The organism is Glycomyces sp. NPDC046736 (assembly GCF_040645615.1).
Classification (GTDB): domain Bacteria; phylum Actinomycetota; class Actinomycetes; order Mycobacteriales; family Micromonosporaceae; genus Glycomyces.
The window spans coordinates 126399-143431 of sequence record NZ_JBEYYO010000009.1; the positions used below are offsets into that span (position 1 = coordinate 126399).

Below are 17033 nucleotides of genomic sequence, written 5' to 3' on the forward strand. Positions count from 1 at the left end.
GATGCGTTCGGGCCCCGTTCGTTTCGTCTGTGTTCTAAGCGTTCCGCATACTGCCCTCAGGCTTCACGCGTTCCGCATACTGTGCACAAGCTTCATGCGTTCCGCATACTGCGCTTTCTGTTTCATGCGTTCCGCATGAAATCCGCCGCCCGCTCCATGTACTCCCACATCGCCTTGTCGTACTCGGGAGCCAGCGCCACCTCGTCCATGGCGTGGCGCATGCAGCGCAGCCAGGCGTCGCGTTCGCGCTCGCCGATCGTGAAGGGCGCGTGGCGCATTCGCAGGCGCGGGTGGCCCCGCTCCTCGGAGTAGGTGTGCGGGCCGCCCCAGTACTGCTCCAGGAACATCTTCAGGCGGCGGGCCGCCGGGGCGAGGTCCGCTTCGGGGTACATGGGCCGCATGATCGGGTCCGTGGCCACCTGCTCGTAGAACGAGTTCACGAGGCGGTCGAAGGTCTCCTCGCCGCCCACGGCCTCGTAGAAGGACTGGGGGGCGGACTGGCCGTTCGGCGCCGGCACCTTCGAGGAGATCGGCACGACGGCACGCGGGCTGTCACTAGGCATCTGTCAATCGTGCCAAGGGCGGCCCCGACTGGGAAGGCGATCCGGCACGAGTCACACCGATTGGGCCGCACATCACCTATGCGGCCCCGTCGTCCCCGCCCGCAGTGGCGCGCGGCACATAGATCCGGCCGGTCCCGTTCGGGTCCACGATCCCCGCCTCGCGCAGCGCCTCGTTGATGCGCAGCCGCAGCTCCCGCCCGGCGGCCCACTGCTTGTCGGAGGTGGTGCGCACCCCCAGGCGCACCTTGATCTCGTCGATCGTGACCTCGACCGGGCCGAGGTACTCGGGCTCGGCCAGGACGTAGTCGCTCCAGGCCTCGTCCTCGACGAACGCCTCGGCGACCTCTTGGATCCGGTCCCCGGCGGTGTCCACATCGGCGTTCGGCGGCAGCGGTGTGTCCACCACCACATAGGCCCAGCTCTGGCTGGAGTTGCCCACGCGCATGATCTGCCCGTTGCGCACGTACCACAGGGTGCCGTCCAGCGACCGCAATGTGGTCACCCGCAGGCCCATGTCGACCACCGTGCCCGAGGCGTCGCCCACGTCGACGATGTCGCCCACCCCGTACTGGTCTTCGAGCAGGATGAAGATCCCGGCCAGGTAGTCCTGCACCAGGTTCTGGGCCCCGAAGCCGATCGCGATGCCGGCGATCCCGGCGCTGGCCAGGATCGGGGCCAGGTTCACGCTGAAGGCGCTGAGCACCAGCATGAACGCGATCGAGTAGATGATGATGCCCGAGACGTGCTGGAGCACCCCGGTGAGCGTCTCGGCGCGTTTGGCCGAGCGGTCGCCCACGATCTCCATGCGCCTCCCGGCCGAGGCGCTCAGCTTCTCGGCCAGTTCGGCGATCGGCTGCGGGCCCTTGACGGCCGTGACCTGCCTGATGATCCGCGCGATCGAGCGGTTGACGATCCACCGCAACAGGCTCGCGGCCAAGATGATCAGCAGCACTTGGCCGATCTTGTCGAGGACCACGCCGGTGTCGAGTGAGAGCGCTTCGTTCCCGGTGATCTTCCACAGCAAGGTGCAGGAGTTGAACCCCGGTTCGCAGGGCGAGGGCTCGTCGGCGGCCGCAAGCAGTTCCACGTTCATCCTTCTCTTACTCCGGCACCGGCCCGATCGCGTTGCCCGCGTCCACCGATGGTTCGAACAGACGATATGCGCTCGTCATCGAAGATCCCACGGAACCAGGGTGCAATTTTCTGAGATTTAGGTCAAACTTGACGGGACCGATGGCTTGGAGGTACGACACCGTGATAGGTCCTCGACATAGGAGCACGCGCGACAGCGATGACCCTTCCCCAGGGGCGCATCCGAATGTCTTCACACATGGAGCGGTCGGACTCGGCTCGGCGCTGGTCCTCAATCAGAGCTACGAGCCGCTGTGCGTGATACCGGTGAAGCGGGCGGCAGTGCTGCTGCTCACGCGCAAAGCCGAAACCGTCACTCCTGGTGACGGTTTTCTGCGCTCCGAAACCATGCACATCCCCGTCCCCTCGGTGGTCCGCCTCAACCGCTACGTGGCGATCCCCCGCCAGGTCGGCGCGAGCCCCTCGCGTCGCGGCGTGTTCGCCCGCGACGACTGGCGCTGCGTCTACTGCGGCGTCGCGGCCGAGACCATCGACCACGTGGTGCCCCGCTCCCGCGGCGGCACGCACACGTGGGACAACGTCGTGGCGGCGTGCGCCCCCTGCAACCACCGCAAGAGCGACCGGACCCTCGCCGAGCTCGGCTGGCGGCTCCCGCGGATTCCGCGGCCCCCCAACGGCTGGCAACTGCGGGGCTTCCGCGGGCAACGACGCCCGGACCCGGCCTGGGAGGCCTGGCTCCCGCGCCACGAGAAAGCCCGCGCCCACCTTTCTTGATCACTCCCCATCGGACTGAGCGCGCGACGTCGCGTGTACTGAGGCCCGTCGATCGGTGCTGCGACCCGGTCGGCGGGCCTTCGCCGTGTCGCGGTTCGTGGCCCGCGTCCCACCTTGCCGCCACCTGCGGCGATGTGAGGGGCGTAATTGGATTAGGCTGAGGCTCGGCCACCGCGCCTGCTTGTCGCGTGATTGGCGGAGCCACCCTGTACCTGTATTTAGGGGAGCAATATGACATTCCAGGACTTGCTGATACTGTTCGGCGCCCCGATCCTGGTTGTGGTCGCGGTCTTCGCCGTGATCTTCCTGCGCCACCCGAGGCCGCAGTCCCGCTACCGCGCGGGCGAGCCCTTCAACTTCAAGCCCGTGTGGTTCGTCGCCCGCAACGTCGCGGACGAAGGCGACCACGGCCGCACCGCGATCGAGTCCGGTGCCGGCGAGGCAGTCGCCAGTGGACCCAAGGGAGGCTCGCATGGCAAGTGGTAACGAGGTCGCGATCGTCGAAGGCGTCGACGCCAGCCCCGAAGAGGTCAAGCCGGCCGTCCTCGACGGCCCGTTCGACGTCAAGGAGCTGCTGCACCTCGACGAGGCCCTCTCCGTGGCCGAGCGCGACGGCGGCGGCCTGCACTACAGCGTCTACGTCGGGCCGCTGCACGACCCGATCCGCGGCGCGGCCGAAGCGCTCCACGAGCGCCTCGCCGACCCGGCCCGCTCGGTGCTCATCGCCGTCTCGCCCGAGCAGCGCGAGCTGGAGATCGTCACCGGCCAGATCGCCCGCGAGAAGATCCCGGACCGCTCCGCGGCCCTCGTGGTGTTCTCGATGGAGGCGGCCTTCGGCGCCGGGCAGCTCTCCGGCGGCATCGTCACCGGCCTGCGGATGCTCGCCGAGACCGCCCAAGGCAGCTAGAACAGCGAGAAGCGGCCCGGAAGCTCGGCTTCCGGGCCGCTTTCGCGTCTATCAGTCCTTGACGGGCTGCTGGTGGTCGAGCAGGCCGTCGGCGTCGGTGAGCTCGATCCCCGAGATGAACTCGACCCACGAGAGCGAGTCGGCCACGGTCTCGCGGATCGAGAGGATCGTGGTGCCGGGGATGCGCATCGTCAGCGTGGCGGGCGAGCCGATCTGCTTCTGGGCCAGGACCGCCTCGGTCGGCTGGCCGCTGAGGCCCTTCGCGAGCTCGAACACCGCCGCCTCGTTCTCCTTGGCCTGCGGGACCCAGTCCATGTCCCGCTTGAGCACGAGCGCCGCGCCCAGGGGCTTGCCTCCGGACTCGCCGGAGTAGGTCAGGAGGATCCGGTCGGCGTCGCCCCGCGCCCCGGTGAGCGTCCAGTCCCGCACGTCCACGAGCTGGCCTTGGAAGCGCCGCACCGAGGTCCGGATCTGCTTGGCCTGGCGTTTCTCGGCCAGCGGCTTGGCCACGACCCGGAACACCACCACCAGGACCGCCAGGACCAGCACCCCGATCCCGGTCGCGGCCACCTCGTGCAGCCCGGCCCCGATGCTCCAGATGAGCGACATGGGGACCAGGACGCCCGAGAGGAACCCCAGCATCGGCTTGAGCCAGAACGGGCCCGTGCCGCCGGGCAGGCGCAGCGGGGCCATGAGGCCGACCACGGCCGCGACCACGAGGCCGATGCCGACCAGTTCGGGCGCGGGCACGTCGTAGCGGCGCAGCCAGTCCACCGCCCACCAGGACAGGAACACCGAACCGACTGCGACGGTGGGGATGAGCAGCACGACGGCGAACAGCAACTGCTGCGGCTGCGGGCGGCTGCGCGAGGCGAGGACGGGGCCGAGCAGCAGCAGCGGCAGCACGATCCCGAACAACGCGACCAGGGTGGCACTCAGCACGGCCACCGGCAAAAGCGCGGACAAGACTGCTCTCTCCATTCATCGCCGCCCAGGGGCGGAAGGCGGACAGGGGGCAGCTTATCAACGGCGTGAAAAGCACTCGGGGCTCCGTGACCTTGTCAGTCACGAAGCCCCGAGCGGTCTGCTTACGCGGAGGCGTCGAGCTCCCGGCCCTTCAGGGCCCGGGCGGTGTCGGCCCGGCCCTCGGCCACGCCGCGCTTGACCGGCGCGGGCCGCTCCTCGGCCAGCCACGCGTCGAGCACGTCGAGCGTCTCGGCCTCGATCAGGTTCGACGGGAACGCCAGCTTGGAGAACTCCACAGCCTGCTGCGCGCCGAGCTTCTCCCACAGCACCGGCACCGCGTCCAGGTACGGCCGCAGGTACGGGCGCACCAGGTCGGCCTGGTCGAGCGGCGCGAACCCGAGCATCGAGGACCGGCGAACCCAGTTCTCGGAGTTCGGGTCGACGATCCGCTCCCAAGCGCGCTCCTTGGCCTCAGCGGTCGGGACCACGGCCCGGGCGGTGAACGCCAGGCGCTTGCCGTCGGCGGTGTCGTCGCGGTCGAGTTCGGCGTCGATGGCGTCCTCGCCCACCGTACCGGTGGCCACGAGCACCGTCAGCAGCGCCCAGCGCAGGTCCGCGTCGACGGCGAGCCCTTCGGGCACGTCGGTGCCTTCGAGCCACCCGGCCACGCGGCCCAGGTCCGCTTCCGAACGCGACGCGGACGCGTAGGCCTTCGCCCACGACCGCTGCGGGTCCGAGCCCGGCGCGGCGGCGTCCATGGCGCCCTTCGCGGCCTGCGCCCACTGCTCGCGCAGCGCCGCCTTGTGCGACGGGTCGGCGTAGGCCAGCGACCCGGCGACCTGCCGCTGCGCGACCGTGACGATGTTGATGTCGTCCTCGGCCGTCAGGCTCTTCGCGCCCAGCGCCACGAACTGCGTCGCGGCCAGCTCGGCGTCGCGCAGCATGTCCCACGCGGCGGCCCAGATCAGCGCCCGAGCGAGCGAGTCGCCCAGCGCCGAGGTGTGCTCGATCGCCGTGGCCAGGCTCCGCTCGTCCAAGCGCAGCTTCGCGTACGTCAGGTCGTCGTCGTTGAGCAGCAGCAGGTCCGGCTGCTTCACGCCCGCCAGCGCCCCGATCGCGGTGGCCGCGCCCTCGACGTCGACCTCGATCCGGTCGCGGCGCACCAGGGCGTCGCCTTCGAGGTCGTACAGGCCGATCGCGATGCGGTGCGTGCGGTGGGTGGGGTGCTCGGCCGGGACCTCCTGGAGGACCGTGACCGAGGTGTAGTTCCCCGCAGCGTCCACTTCGACCTCGGGGCGCAGGGTCGAGACCCCGGCCGTGCGCAGCCACGTGTCGGCGAAGTCCTGGAGCGGCTTGCCGCTCGCGGTCTCCAGCTCCCCGAGCAGGTCGGAGAACACCGCGTTGCCGAACTGGTGCTTGGCGAAGTAGGCCCGCAGGCCCGCCAGGAACGGGTCGATCCCGACGTAGGCGACCAGCTGCTTGAGGATCGAGGCGCCCTTGGAGTAGGTGATCCCGTCGAAGTTGGCCTGGATCTCCTCGGTGTCGTTCGCGTCGGTGTAGACCGGGTGCGTGGTCGGCTGCTGGTCGGCGCCGTAGCCCCAGTTCTTGCGCGCCGACAGGAACGTGGTCCACGCGCCGTCGAAGCGGGTGGCCTCCACATTGGCCCAGTGGCTGGCCCACTCGGCGAAGGACTCGTTGAGCCACAGGTCGTCCCACCAGCGCATCGTCACCAGGTCGCCGAACCACATGTGCGCCATCTCGTGGAGGATGACGTTCGCGCGCTGCTCCAGCTCGAAGTCGGTGACCTGGCTGCGGAACAGGAACGAGGCCTCGGCGATCGTGATGCAGCCGAAGTTCTCCATCGCGCCGAAGTTGTACTCGGGCGCGAAGATCTGGTCGTACTTCGGCAGCGGGTAGCGGACCCCGAAGTGCTCGTGGAAGTGGTCGAAGCCCTGGCGGGTGACCTCGAAGACCCCTTCGGGGTCGAGGTGCTCCTTCATGGACTGGCGGCAGTACAGGCCCAGGTCGATCCCGTCGTGCGTCTCGTGGACGCCGAAGTACGGGCCCGCGCAGATCGCGGTGATGTACGGGCTCATCCGCACTGACTCTTCGAACAGTGTGACCTTGGTGGCGATCGCCTCGATCACGGTCTCGCTGGCCGCCGGCATGTTGGAGATCACGGTCCAGTGCTCGGGGGTGCGCACCTGGAACGTGAAGGCGGCCTTCAGGTCCGGCTGGTCGAAGCACGCGTAGACGCGCTGGGCGTCGGCGACCTCGAACTGCGAGTACAGGTACGTCTCCTCATCGACCGGGTCGACCATGCGGTGCAGGCCCTGCCCGTCGGTGGAGTACGCGCAGATCGCGTTGACGACCAGCTCGTTCTGCTCGGCCAGGCCGGTGATCCGCAGCCCGGCCTTCGGGTCGAAGCCCGAGATGTCGACCGGCTCGCCGTTCAGGTAGGCGTCCTCGATCCGCTCGGCGGCGATCTCGATGAACGTCTCAGCGCCCGCTTCGGCGCTGGCGAACTTGACGGAGGTGCGTGAGCTGAAGGTGTCTCCCCGCTCGTGCCCGGTCAGGTCGAGCTCCACGGTGTAGGAGTCGACGGACAAGAGCTCGGCCCTGCGCCGCGCCTCGTCTCGGGTCAGAATGTGCGTTGCCGCCACAGTGCCTCCTGTCGCTCAGAGGTCCAGCCTCAAGGGTTCGGATTATGAAAGAAGTGTGTCACATCCCGGGAGTTCACTCGGCGGCCACGGGCTGGGGCGGAGGGTTCGATTACGCTCGTGGCGTGACTGCTGCGCACCCGATCGACCAGGCCTGGCTCGCCACGCACAATTACGCCTCCGCAGGCGTCGGCGTGAGTGGATCCACTGGCGCGAAGAATTACGACGAGTTCCCCGACGAAACCGAGATCACCCGGATCATCGAGGCCAATCCCGCGTCCATGCTGGGCGTCGAGATGCCCGCCCACACGCCCGAGGCGGTGGCCGCCGAGTTGACCTTCGAGCAGGCCCTCCCGAGCGCCCAAGAGCGCCTCGCGGCCCTCAAGGAGGCCGGGCGCTTCGCCGCGTTCGGCGACGTGGCCGTGGCCTACCGGATCTCCGGCGGCGAGGAGCCGGTGGCGTACGGCGTGTACTGCCTCGTGGACACCGCCGAGATCTCCTCCTCCGCCGAGGAGCCCGGGAAGGTCATCCGCAACGAGGACGTGTTCATCGAGAAGGTCAAGCAGCGCAACGAGCTCAACCAGCGCCTGCGCCACCTGCTCAGCCCCGTCCTGCTGCTCCAGTCCACCCGCGGCGAGGAGCTGCACGCGGCCGTGGCCGCCGCCATCGCGGGCGCCGGCGACCCGGTCGCGGTCGACGTGGACGAGTCCGGCCGCTCGCACGAGATCTGGGCGATCGGCGGCGAAGCGGGCGAGGCCCTCGCCGCGCTCGCCGGGGACGGCGACCTCATCGTCGCCGACGGCAACCACCGCTCGCTCGCCGCGCAGGTCGGCGGCCTCGACCGCTTCCTCGCGGTGATCACCACCCCCCAGTCCGTGGTCATCCGCCCCTACCACCGCCTCGTCAAGGGCCTGCCCGGCTCGGCCGCGCAGCTGGTGGAGCAGATCGGCCAGATCGGCGCCTCGGTGACCGAGCTCGACGGCCCGCCCCAGACCCCTGCCGCGGGCGGCACCGTGGTCGTCTACGGCCAGGGCCGCACCTGGGAGATCGCCTTTCCCGCGACCGAAGGCTCCGTCGTGGACCGCCTCGACCACACCCAGGTCGAGAACGAGGTCTTCACCGGCCTCCTCGGCTGGGACGCGGGGGACAAGCGCATCACCTACGTCGGCGGCGACTACCCCGCGTCGTGGCTGGCCGAGCAGGTCGACGCGGGCAAGGCCGACCTGGCGATCCTCATCGCCCCGGTCACCGTGCCCGACTTCATCGACGTCAACCTCCAGCGGCTGAAGATGCCGCGCAAGTCGACCTGGTTCGTGCCCAAGGCCCGCGCAGGTCTGGCCATCGCCGAGCTTCCGAAGGGCTAAGGTCTGTTCCCGTGCGTATCTATCTCGGTTCCGACCACGCGGGCCTCGAACTCAAGGACCACCTGGTCAAGCACCTGTCCGGCCGCGGCTTCGAGGTCGTCGACGTGGGCCCCCACCAGTACGACGCCGACGACGACTACCCGCCGTTCTGCCTCCACGCCGCCTCGCGCGTGGTGGCCGACCCCGGCAGCCTCGGCATCGTCGTCGGCGGCTCGGGCAACGGCGAGCAGATCGCCGCGAACAAGGTCCCCGGCGCCCGCGCGGCGCTGGCCTGGAGCGTGGAGACCGCCAAGCTCGGCCGCCAGCACAACGACGCGAACGTGGTCGCCATCGGCGGCCGCATGCACTCGCTGGAGGAGGCCACGGCCTTCGCCGACGCGTTCGTGGACGAGCCGTTCTCCGGCGCCGAGCGCCACCAGAGGCGCATCGACATGCTGACCGCGTGGGAGACCACCCACGAGCTTCCCGAACTTCCTTAAACCACAACGACATCGCTACGTACAGGCCCGGGCTCCGGCCCGGGCCTGTCCGCGTCGAAAATCAGGAGAATTCGGATCTGGCCGTATGGAGTTATTGGACACGCGTTGGTAGCGTCGACACATGTCCAAGGGTTTTCGCGTTCTCCTTCAGATCCTGCAAGTGATCTGCCTCCTGGGAGCCCTCGTGTTCCTGGCCGCCTCGCTCCTCGCCCACCTGGTCGACATCGAACTGCCGGTGATCGACCCGGCCGCCCCGGTCGAGTCCTGGGCCATCGGCTTCGGCGTGCTCGCCGTGGCCCTCTCCCCGGCGCTGTGGGCGCTCTCGCGCCACGGCTCGGCCGCCCCGGCCCCCGCTCAGGCCGGAAGCCTCGACCGCGTCCCGCCCGCCGCAGCGACCCAGGTCCCCGCCCAGACCTCCTCGGTGTTCGAGCCGATGGGCTCCTCGCAGGCCCCGGCCCCGCCCGCCAGCTCCTACGGGCAGCCCTCGGCGGGCGGTTTCGGATCGCAGCCCTCGCCGCAGGCGGCCGAGAGCCCGTGGGGTTCGGGGCGCTGACGCCTGGGGGCCGTTCGGTTGTCGGCTGAGACGATGCGTACAGCGCCCACTCCGGGGGCCGCGGCGGGTGGATATCAGGCGTTACGCTATGGGCTCAGTCTCCGTCGAGAAGGACCGTGAATGTCGAACGCCACCGTTGACCTCGTCTGCGGGCCGGCCGACCCCCTCCCGGGGTCCGAGCAGAGCTACCGGATCACCGGGCTCCTCGGGTCGGGCGGCCAGGCCGACGTGTACCAGGCCGTGCGCGTCTCGGCGGGGATCTCCTCGGCGCCTTTGACGGTCAAGGTGTTCCGGCCCAACCCGGCCGACACCCGCGAGCACCAGTACCGCTCCTGGGACAAGGGCGACGCGGTGCTCATGGACCTCCACAGCCGCAACGTCGGCTCGATCTGCCGCCGCATCGACGCGTTCTACGGCCGGGCCCCGCATCCGGCCGGGAGCCCCGCGCAGGGCGACCCGGTCCCGTTCCAGGTCCTCGAATACCTGCCCGGTCACGACCTGCGCCAGCTCCTGTCGCGGCGCCTGGGCCGCGTCGACGCCGCGCGCACGCTCCGCTCGGTCGCCGAGGTCATGTCCGCGATGCACCACCCGCCGACCGGTGCGCACCCGGTGCTCCACATGGACCTCAAGCCCGCCAACGTGATCATCGGCCCCGACGGCTCGGCGAAGGTCATCGACTTCACCGGCGCGCGCTACCACACGCCCGCGCACCTGACCACGATCGCGTACACCCGCGAGACCGCCGGACCCGAGGCCCACCAGGGGACCGTGGGCCCGGCCTACGACGTCCACGGCTTCGGTTCGATCGCGTTCTACCTGGTCACCGGCGCGAGCGCCCGCACCGACTCCCCGGGACAGGAACAGTCGGTGCCGTGGGCGCGGCTGCGCCGCCACCCCGTGCTCGAAGCCCACCCGCGCCTGCGCGAGCACTTGACCGCGCCGCTGGACGACGACCCGACCAACCGGCCGCGCACCGAGGAGCTGCCGCGATGGATCGCGGAGCTGTGCTCGGTCATGGCCCGCGCGGGTCTGCCCGACCTCGGCGTCGACTGGGGCGGGCCGGTGCGCCGCCCGCCCGAGCCCGAGACCGCCGCCACGGTCCGCCTCGACATGCCGGTGGTGCCCCCGACCTCGGTCATCCCCGGCCCGGTCGCCGGAGGCACCCGCGTCATGGAGGCGGGCATGTCGCCCACGAGCATGTCGCCCGCGAACGCCGTGCAGGAGAAACCGATCGCCGGCCGCGTCCGAGTTCCCGACCAGGACCAGCTCATGGCCCAGAAGCAGCGCGAAGGATTCTCCCCGGGCCGTTCGAACGGCCCCGAACCCGGCCGCGGCCCGATCCCGCGCCTGCGCCTGGCCCACGACCCCGAGGAGCCCGACGAGAAGGCCCTCGAACGGGCCGAGCGGACCCCGCTCCTGGGCCCGCCCGGGTCGCTCGCGAAGGGCTTCGAGCTCTCGGTCATCGGCGGCCTGTTCTCGCTGGTCATGTGGCTGCTCTTGACGGTCTCGCAGGGTCTGGACTCGCTCACGTCGCAGGTCCTGAGCTACCTGGTGGTCGTCGGCGTGGCCATCGGCCTGTTCTTCCTGGTGCGCCTGGCCGGGGGCATGTTCTGGGGCCGGCTCCTGCACGCCAAACGCAAGACGGCCCGGCTCGCGCACCTGGCCTCCGGGATCTTCCTGGTGATGGTCGGCATCAGCTACATCCAGCAGTTCAGCTGGAGCTGGCTGGACATCGACTTCGAATGGTTCGACTGGATCACCGGACTCTTTGGATAGTCTCAATCGGTCCGAAATACGACTGTTCGCGTTTACGCTTTTCCGATAACCGCGACCGCGGAGGGGGATCGCCCGATTTCCCGTGCCCGCGGCCGCAGCCACGGATGCGGCTCCGGCGCTGTGCCGGCGTCCCTCCGGATACCGGAAAGGCATTGCGATGACCGCATTGACATCAATCGGCGCCGCAGCTCTGACCCCCGAGCAGCGCGAGGCGTTCGACCGCGACGGCTACCTCATGATCCGCGGCGCGCTCGACGCCGAGGAGATCCGACGCTGCTCGGACGCGCTGGACCGCGTCCACGAGGTGGAGCGCGCCGCCGGGCGGCTCAGTCCCGAGGGCGCAATGCACCGGCTCGACGCGGTGACCTCCTGCCCGGAGCTCGCCTTCCTGCTCAACCACCCGCGCACGTTCCATTACGTGTGGTCGATCCTGGGCTGGAACTTCCACGTCTACCACTCGCATGTGGACAAGCACCCGCCGATCGTGGGCGAGCGCCCGTTCCGATTCGAATGGCACCAGGACGGTGGCCGCCAGAACCGCGAGACCGAGACCGACCCGCGCCCGCGCCTGTCGGTCAAGCTCGCCTACTTCTTCACCGACCTGTCCCAGCCCGGCCGCGGCAACACCAAGATCGTGCCCGGCTCCCACAAGTGGAACCGCATCGACGGCCCGCCGCGCCGCGACATGCCCTGGCCCGACCCCGAAGGCGCTATCGAGGTCACCGGGGCCGCCGGGGACGTCATGTTCTTCGACCGGCGCCTGTGGCACGCCCGCAGCGACAACTACTCGGACATGACGCGCAAGGTCGCGTTCTTCGGGTTCACGCCGAGGTGGATCCGCGCCCGCGACCTGGTGGCCGACCTGCCGTCGCAGCCGTGGTGGCACGACCTCGACCCGGTGCAGCAGCAGCTGCTCGGCGGCTTCGCGCCCACCGGCGACCACGGCTGGGGCCACTATCCGGAGCAGACGCCGCTGTACAACTGGCTGGCCGAGCGTGACCTCCTCGACCCGGCCTACCCGCCGCTGCGCCCGTGAGCGACCCGGATGGCAGTCTGATCGCATGAGCCACGACGCCGACCTCGCGCGCGACATCTTCAACCGCTCGCACCTGACCGGGGAGTTCACCCTCCGGTCGGGTGTGGTCGCGCACGAGTACTTCGACAAGTACCTGTTCGAGTCCGACCCGGTCCTGCTGCGGCGCATCGCCGAGGCGCTCGCGCCGCTCGTGCCCGCGCACGGCGTGGACGCCCTGGCGGGCCTGGAGACCGGCGGCATCCCGATCGCGGTGATGCTCTCGCAGGTCACCGGGATTCCGGCGCTGTTCGTCCGCAAGGAGGCCAAGACCTACGGCACGTGCCGCCTGGCCGAGGGCGGCGAGGTCGAAGGCCAGCGGCTGTTCATCGTGGAGGACGTGGTCACCTCGGGCGGCGCGGTCCTCGATGCGGTGAACGAGCTGCGGGGTCGCGGCGCGATCGTCGAGCGGGGCGTGTGCGTGATCGACCGCGAGTCGGGCGGGATGAAGAACCTGGCCGAGGTCGGCATCGAACTCCAGGCGCTGTTCACGATGACGCAGCTCAAAGCGGCCGGAGCGTAGGACGCGAGGAAGCGGGGCCCGGACCGGGCCCCGCTTTGCTCATGCTCACCTGGCCCAGAGCCAGATCTCGGAGCCCTTCTCGGCCTCGGTGCCGCCGTCCACGGACTGGTCGAACACCTTGCCGGTGAACCAGATCTGCGCGGTCTTAACGATGAAGCCCTCGGCTTTCAAGATCTCGGTGGCCTCCTCGATGTCGAGGCCCACCACGTCGGGGACCTCGATCATCTCCGGGCCGGAGCTGACCACGAGGTCGACGGTGTCGCCGGGCCCGATCGGGGTGTCCGGGCCGGGGGACTGCTCGATGACCAGGCCCTTCTCGATGGTGTCGCTGGTGCGCTCGGTGACCTCGCCGACCTCGAGCCCTTCGGCCTCCAGGGCGTTGACCGCGCTGTCCTGCGAAGTCCCGATCAGGTCGGGGACGTTCAGCGGGGGCGTGCCGTCGGAGATCAGGAGCGTCACCGGGGTCCCGGCCTTGACGGTCTCGCCGATGGCCGGATCGGTGCCGATGACCTCGTCTTTCGCGAAGTCCACATGGTAGTCGCGCTCGACGGTGACCTCGGCGGAGAATCGGCCGAGCTCCTCGCGGGCCTCGTCCTCGCTCATCCCCGACACGTCGGGCATCTGGTACCGCTCGGGCCCCAGCGAGACCACCACGGTGATGGTGGCGCCCTGCCGGATGCGGTCGCCCACGCCCGGGTCCTGCGAGACCACCTCGCCGACCGGGACCGATTCGCTGTAGGCCTCCTGGACCTCGACGTCGAACCCGGCCTCGTCGGCGTAGGCCGCCACGGTCTGGCCGGTCTGGTCGAGCAGCGACGGCGTGGACGTGTAGCGGCCGATCCCGATCCACCAGCCCGCGGCGGCCACCGAGACCAGCAGCGCGCCGATGAGCAGCAGCGTGACCAGGGCCTTCCACGAGCGCGGACCCCGCGGCGCGTCCACGACCATCGTGGTCTGCACGGCCCGCGTGGGCCGCGGGACCTGGCCGGTGGTGCCCGGCGCGGGCTTGACGTCGATCGCGCCCAGGCGCCGCAGGAACGCGCCCGCGTCGACCGGCCGCGCGCCCGGCCTGCGCGAAGCCGCGGCCGTCACCAGTTCGGCGAGTCCCTCGGGGATGTCGGGGGTCTTGAGTCGCGGCGAGGGCACGTCCTCCTCGACGTGGCGGCGGGCCACCTCCCCTGCGTCGGGCCCGTCGAACGGGACCTCGCCGGTGAGCAGTTCGTAGAGCAGGATCGCCGTCGAGTAGACGTCGCTGGCGGTGGTCGCGGGCTTGCCGCCCACCAGCTCGGGCGCGACGTACGCGGCGGTCGCCACGAGCGGCCCGTCCGTGTCGCGGTCGCCGTGGACGGCCTCGGCCAGGCCGAAGTCGACCACCTTGACGCGGTCGCCCCGGCCGCCGTTCTTGAGCAGGATGTTCTCGGGCTTGATGTCGCGGTGGACGAGCCCGGCGTCGTGGGCGGCCTGGAGCCCGTCGAGGACCTGGCCGCACAGTTCCACGGCCTCCTCGATGCGCAGCCGCCTGCGCCGGTTGAGCAGGTCCCGCAGGGTGATCCCCGGCACGTACTCCATGACCACGTACGGCAGTCCCTCGTGGACGCCCTGGTCGAACACCCCGACCACGTTCGGGTGCGAGAGCCGCGCGATGGTCCGCGCCTCGTGGGTGAAGGCCCCCAGGTCGAATCCGTCCGCGCCCGCGGTGGTGATGATCTTCACCGCGACAGTGCGGTCGAGACGCTCGTCCTTCGCCTCGTAGACGTCGGCCATGCCGCCGCGCGCCACGAGCCGCTCCAGCCGGTAGCGCCCGTCGACGAGCGCGCCGGTCAGATCCCCGGTCGTCGTTGTCAACCCGCACTCCTCTCATTCACGGCTGGCAAGCGGGCGCCGTGGCCTCTCAAGCGGGCGCCGTGCCCACGATCAGTCTAAGAGCTCGGGGCGCGCGCTACAGGACCTCGGCGCCGGGGAAGCGCGGCTTGTCGGGGGCCACGACGCCGAGGCGCTTGGTGGCCCGTGTCAACGCCACGTACAGGTTCCGCAGACTCGACGCCGCGATCGCATCGGGGTCGACCACGATCACCGAGTCGAACTCCAGGCCCTTGGCCTGCTTGACGGTCACCACCGAGGCGTCGGTGATCCCGGCCAGCCCGGCGGCCCGCTCGGGGGTCGTGACCACGGCCACGCTGCCCTCGCCCACGATCGCCTTCTCGGCCGCCACCAGCTCCTCGACCCGCGAGTCGACGTCCTCGGCGATCTCCAGCCACGGCCGGTGACCCGAGCTGCGCACCGAAGTGGGCCGCGCGGCCTCCACGTCGATCGCGTCCAGCACCCGGGCGGCGACCTCCATGACCTCGGCCGGGGTCCGGTAGGACACCGTCAACTGCTCGGCCCGCCAAGTGAGCCCGGTGTCGCCGAAGACCTCGGCCCAGCTCGACGGGGCCTCGCCCATCGCGGCCGCCGCGCCCGCGGCCTGCGCGAGGTCACCGGCCACGGTGAACGAACGCGAGACGCAGCGCCGCAGCAACGCCCGCCACTCCATCGGCGAGAGCTCCTGCGCCTCGTCCACGATCACGTGCCCGAAGATCCACCGCCGGTCGGCCGCCGCGCGCTCGGCCACGGACACGAACACCTCGTCGACCTGCCGCTCGCCGAGCCAGAACTCGTCGATGACGTCGGTGGCCTGGAGGATCTCCGACTCCTCGTCCTCGAAGTCGAACGAGGCCGAACCGGCCGCGATCGTCAACACGTCCTGCGCGTACGCGATCTGCTCGGCCGTCAGCCCTCCGCCGCTCCGGCGCACCTCGGTCTCGCCCAAGTGCTCGGCGGCCTCGTCGAGCAGCGCCACGTCGGCCTCGCTCCACCCGCCGGGCCGCCGCCGCAGCAGCGCCCGCTCCTCCTTCGGCAGCACCGCCGCGGCGGAAGCGAGCAGCTCCGAGGACGCGAACAGGTCCTCCAGCAGCTCAGTGGCGGTCAGCTCGGGCCACAGCGCCTCGATCTGACCCCGGATCACCGGGTCGGTCGCGATCTCGCCCGCGAGCTTCGCCCGGTCGTCGAGCCCCAGCAGGTTCTCCCCGCCGAGCGGGTCCTCGCCGATGATGTCGGCGTACTGCGTCGCCAGGTCGGCGATCACGCGCTTGTGGAAGGTCTCGCGGGCCTCGTTGTGCGCCAAGCCCGTCTCGCGCGCCGCGTCGCGCGCCGACGTGATCTTCTCCGGGCGCAGCCACAGCTCGTGGCCCTCGTAGTCGACCAGCACCGGATCGCGCGGCACCGCTTGGCGGTCGGCCACCGCGCTGGCGATGACCCCGGCCATGACCGATCGGCCCTTGATCGCGGCCACCGCGTCGGTCTCGGGCCGGTCGGCGACCACCCCGGGGAACAGCTGCGCGGGCGTGCGCAGCAGGACGTCGGTCTCGGCCAGGCCCGGCAGGACCTCGGAGATGTACCGCAGGAACTGCTTGCCGGGGCCGATGATGAGCACGCCGCGGCGCTGGAGCTGCTCGCGGTGCTCGTAGAGGAGGTAAGCGGCGCGGTGGAGGGCCACCGCGGTCTTGCCGGTGCCGGGCGCCCCGTCCACGATCATGACGCCCTCCAAGGGCGCGCGGATGATCCGGTCCTGCTCGGCCTGGATGGTGGCCACGATGTCCTGCATCGTGCCGGTGCGGGCCGCGTCGAGCGCGGCCATAAGAGCGCCCTCGGAGCCGATCGTGGAGCCGGACTCGCCCGCCGCGTCGAGGTCGAGGACCTCGTCGTTCACGCTGCGCAGACGCCTGCCCTTGGTGTGCAGGTGGCGGCGGCGGCGCACCCCGGCGGGGGAGGCGGCGGTCGCCAGGTAGAACCGGCGCCCGGCCTCGCTGCGCCAGTCCACGAGCTGCTGCTCGCCGCTCTCACCGTGGATGCCGATGCGGCCCAGGTACATCGGGTCGCCCCCGGCGCTGTAGTCCAGGCGCCCGAAGCACAGTCCCTCTTCGACGGCCTCCAGGACGGCGATGCGGCGGCGGTAGAAGTGCGCCTCGGCGTCCCTCTGGCTGCGCTCCTGGTCGTTCTCGACGTGCTTGCGCCGCGACTCGTCGAGCCGGGCGGCCGCCTCCTCGCGGAGCCGGTCGAGCCGGGCGTAGAGCCCGTCGAGTCGGGCCTGCTCGGACACGACCCTCGAATCGACGGCCGGAATGATGGCAGCGGACACAGAACTCCTCGGGAGTGGATCGAACGCGCGGACGGTGCGCGATGTTCAGGAAGACGCTGCGAGAGGCGCAACTGAAAAATCTTAGCGCTCCGCGGGCCGATCGTCTCCCGCCGCGAGCGAAACGCGC

The 17033-nt window shown here is 70.5% G+C and carries 15 protein-coding genes; 9 read left to right on the forward strand and 6 right to left on the reverse strand.

Annotated features, from left to right (window positions below; all coding sequences use genetic code 11):
- Positions 1–122 precede the first annotated feature (122 nt).
- Positions 123–563, reverse strand: a complete 441-nt coding sequence (locus tag AB0B28_RS11370) for a globin (RefSeq protein ID WP_360119723.1) — start codon at positions 561–563, stop codon at positions 123–125.
- Positions 564–639: 76 nt separating this feature from the next.
- Positions 640–1650: a mechanosensitive ion channel family protein gene (locus AB0B28_RS11375; protein WP_360119725.1), complete on the reverse strand. Its 1011-nt coding sequence runs from the start codon at positions 1648–1650 to the stop codon at positions 640–642.
- Between the two features lie 269 nt (positions 1651–1919).
- Between AB0B28_RS11375 and AB0B28_RS11380 the strand changes: the two genes are divergently transcribed.
- The 3 genes from AB0B28_RS11380 to AB0B28_RS11390 all read left to right on the forward strand — a co-directional run bounded on the left by AB0B28_RS11380 (position 1920) and on the right by AB0B28_RS11390 (position 3336).
- The gene (locus tag AB0B28_RS11380) at positions 1920–2429 is read left to right on the forward strand and encodes an HNH endonuclease (RefSeq protein WP_360119824.1); all 510 of its coding nucleotides are present in this window, start codon (positions 1920–1922) and stop codon (positions 2427–2429) included.
- Positions 2430–2660: 231 nt separating this feature from the next.
- Complete coding sequence (locus tag AB0B28_RS11385) at positions 2661–2915, forward strand: hypothetical protein (RefSeq protein ID WP_360119727.1); 255 nt, start codon at positions 2661–2663, stop codon at positions 2913–2915.
- Positions 2902–3336: a DUF5130 family protein gene (locus tag AB0B28_RS11390; RefSeq protein ID WP_360119729.1), complete on the forward strand. Its 435-nt coding sequence runs from the start codon at positions 2902–2904 to the stop codon at positions 3334–3336. Before AB0B28_RS11385 ends, AB0B28_RS11390 begins: the two co-directional genes overlap by 14 nt.
- A gap of 51 nt (positions 3337–3387) precedes the next feature.
- Here AB0B28_RS11390 and AB0B28_RS11395 read toward each other — a convergent pair whose 3' ends face one another.
- The gene (locus AB0B28_RS11395; protein WP_360119731.1) at positions 3388–4302 is read right to left on the reverse strand and encodes a hypothetical protein; all 915 of its coding nucleotides are present in this window, start codon (positions 4300–4302) and stop codon (positions 3388–3390) included.
- 122 nt (positions 4303–4424) lie between these two features.
- On the reverse strand, positions 4425–6965 hold the full coding sequence (pepN, locus tag AB0B28_RS11400; protein ID WP_360119733.1) for an aminopeptidase N: 2541 nt from the start codon (positions 6963–6965) through the stop codon (positions 4425–4427).
- A gap of 122 nt (positions 6966–7087) precedes the next feature.
- On the opposite strand from pepN, the gene AB0B28_RS11405 reads away from it, so the two are divergent.
- The 6 genes from AB0B28_RS11405 (at position 7088) to pyrE (ending at position 12729) form a co-directional block, all read left to right on the forward strand.
- Positions 7088–8326 carry a DUF1015 family protein gene (locus tag AB0B28_RS11405; RefSeq protein ID WP_360119735.1) on the forward strand — a complete coding sequence of 413 codons (1239 nt, stop codon included), beginning with the start codon at positions 7088–7090 and terminating at the stop codon, positions 8324–8326.
- 11 nt (positions 8327–8337) lie between these two features.
- A complete protein-coding gene (locus AB0B28_RS11410; RefSeq protein WP_360119737.1) occupies positions 8338–8805 on the forward strand; it encodes a ribose-5-phosphate isomerase in 468 nt (155 codons plus the stop codon).
- 121 nt (positions 8806–8926) lie between these two features.
- Positions 8927–9358, forward strand: coding sequence for a hypothetical protein (locus AB0B28_RS11415; protein ID WP_360119739.1), 432 nt, complete (start codon positions 8927–8929; stop codon positions 9356–9358).
- A 120-nt stretch (positions 9359–9478) separates the two neighbouring features.
- Positions 9479–11134, forward strand: coding sequence for a protein kinase (locus tag AB0B28_RS11420; protein ID WP_360119741.1), 1656 nt, complete (start codon positions 9479–9481; stop codon positions 11132–11134).
- Positions 11135–11291: 157 nt separating this feature from the next.
- Positions 11292–12170 (forward strand): phytanoyl-CoA dioxygenase family protein, encoded by an 879-nt coding sequence (locus AB0B28_RS11425; protein WP_360119743.1) that lies wholly within the window; start codon positions 11292–11294, stop codon positions 12168–12170.
- Between the two features lie 25 nt (positions 12171–12195).
- Positions 12196–12729 carry an orotate phosphoribosyltransferase gene (pyrE, locus tag AB0B28_RS11430; RefSeq protein ID WP_360119745.1) on the forward strand — a complete coding sequence of 178 codons (534 nt, stop codon included), beginning with the start codon at positions 12196–12198 and terminating at the stop codon, positions 12727–12729.
- Between the two features lie 45 nt (positions 12730–12774).
- Here pyrE and AB0B28_RS11435 read toward each other — a convergent pair whose 3' ends face one another.
- Entirely contained in the window at positions 12775–14574 is a 1800-nt protein-coding gene (locus AB0B28_RS11435; protein WP_360119747.1) for a PASTA domain-containing protein, read from the reverse strand.
- Positions 14575–14668: 94 nt separating this feature from the next.
- Positions 14669–16867, reverse strand: a complete 2199-nt coding sequence (locus AB0B28_RS11440; RefSeq protein WP_360119826.1) for an ATP-binding domain-containing protein — start codon at positions 16865–16867, stop codon at positions 14669–14671.
- Positions 16868–17033: the final 166 nt, after the last annotated feature.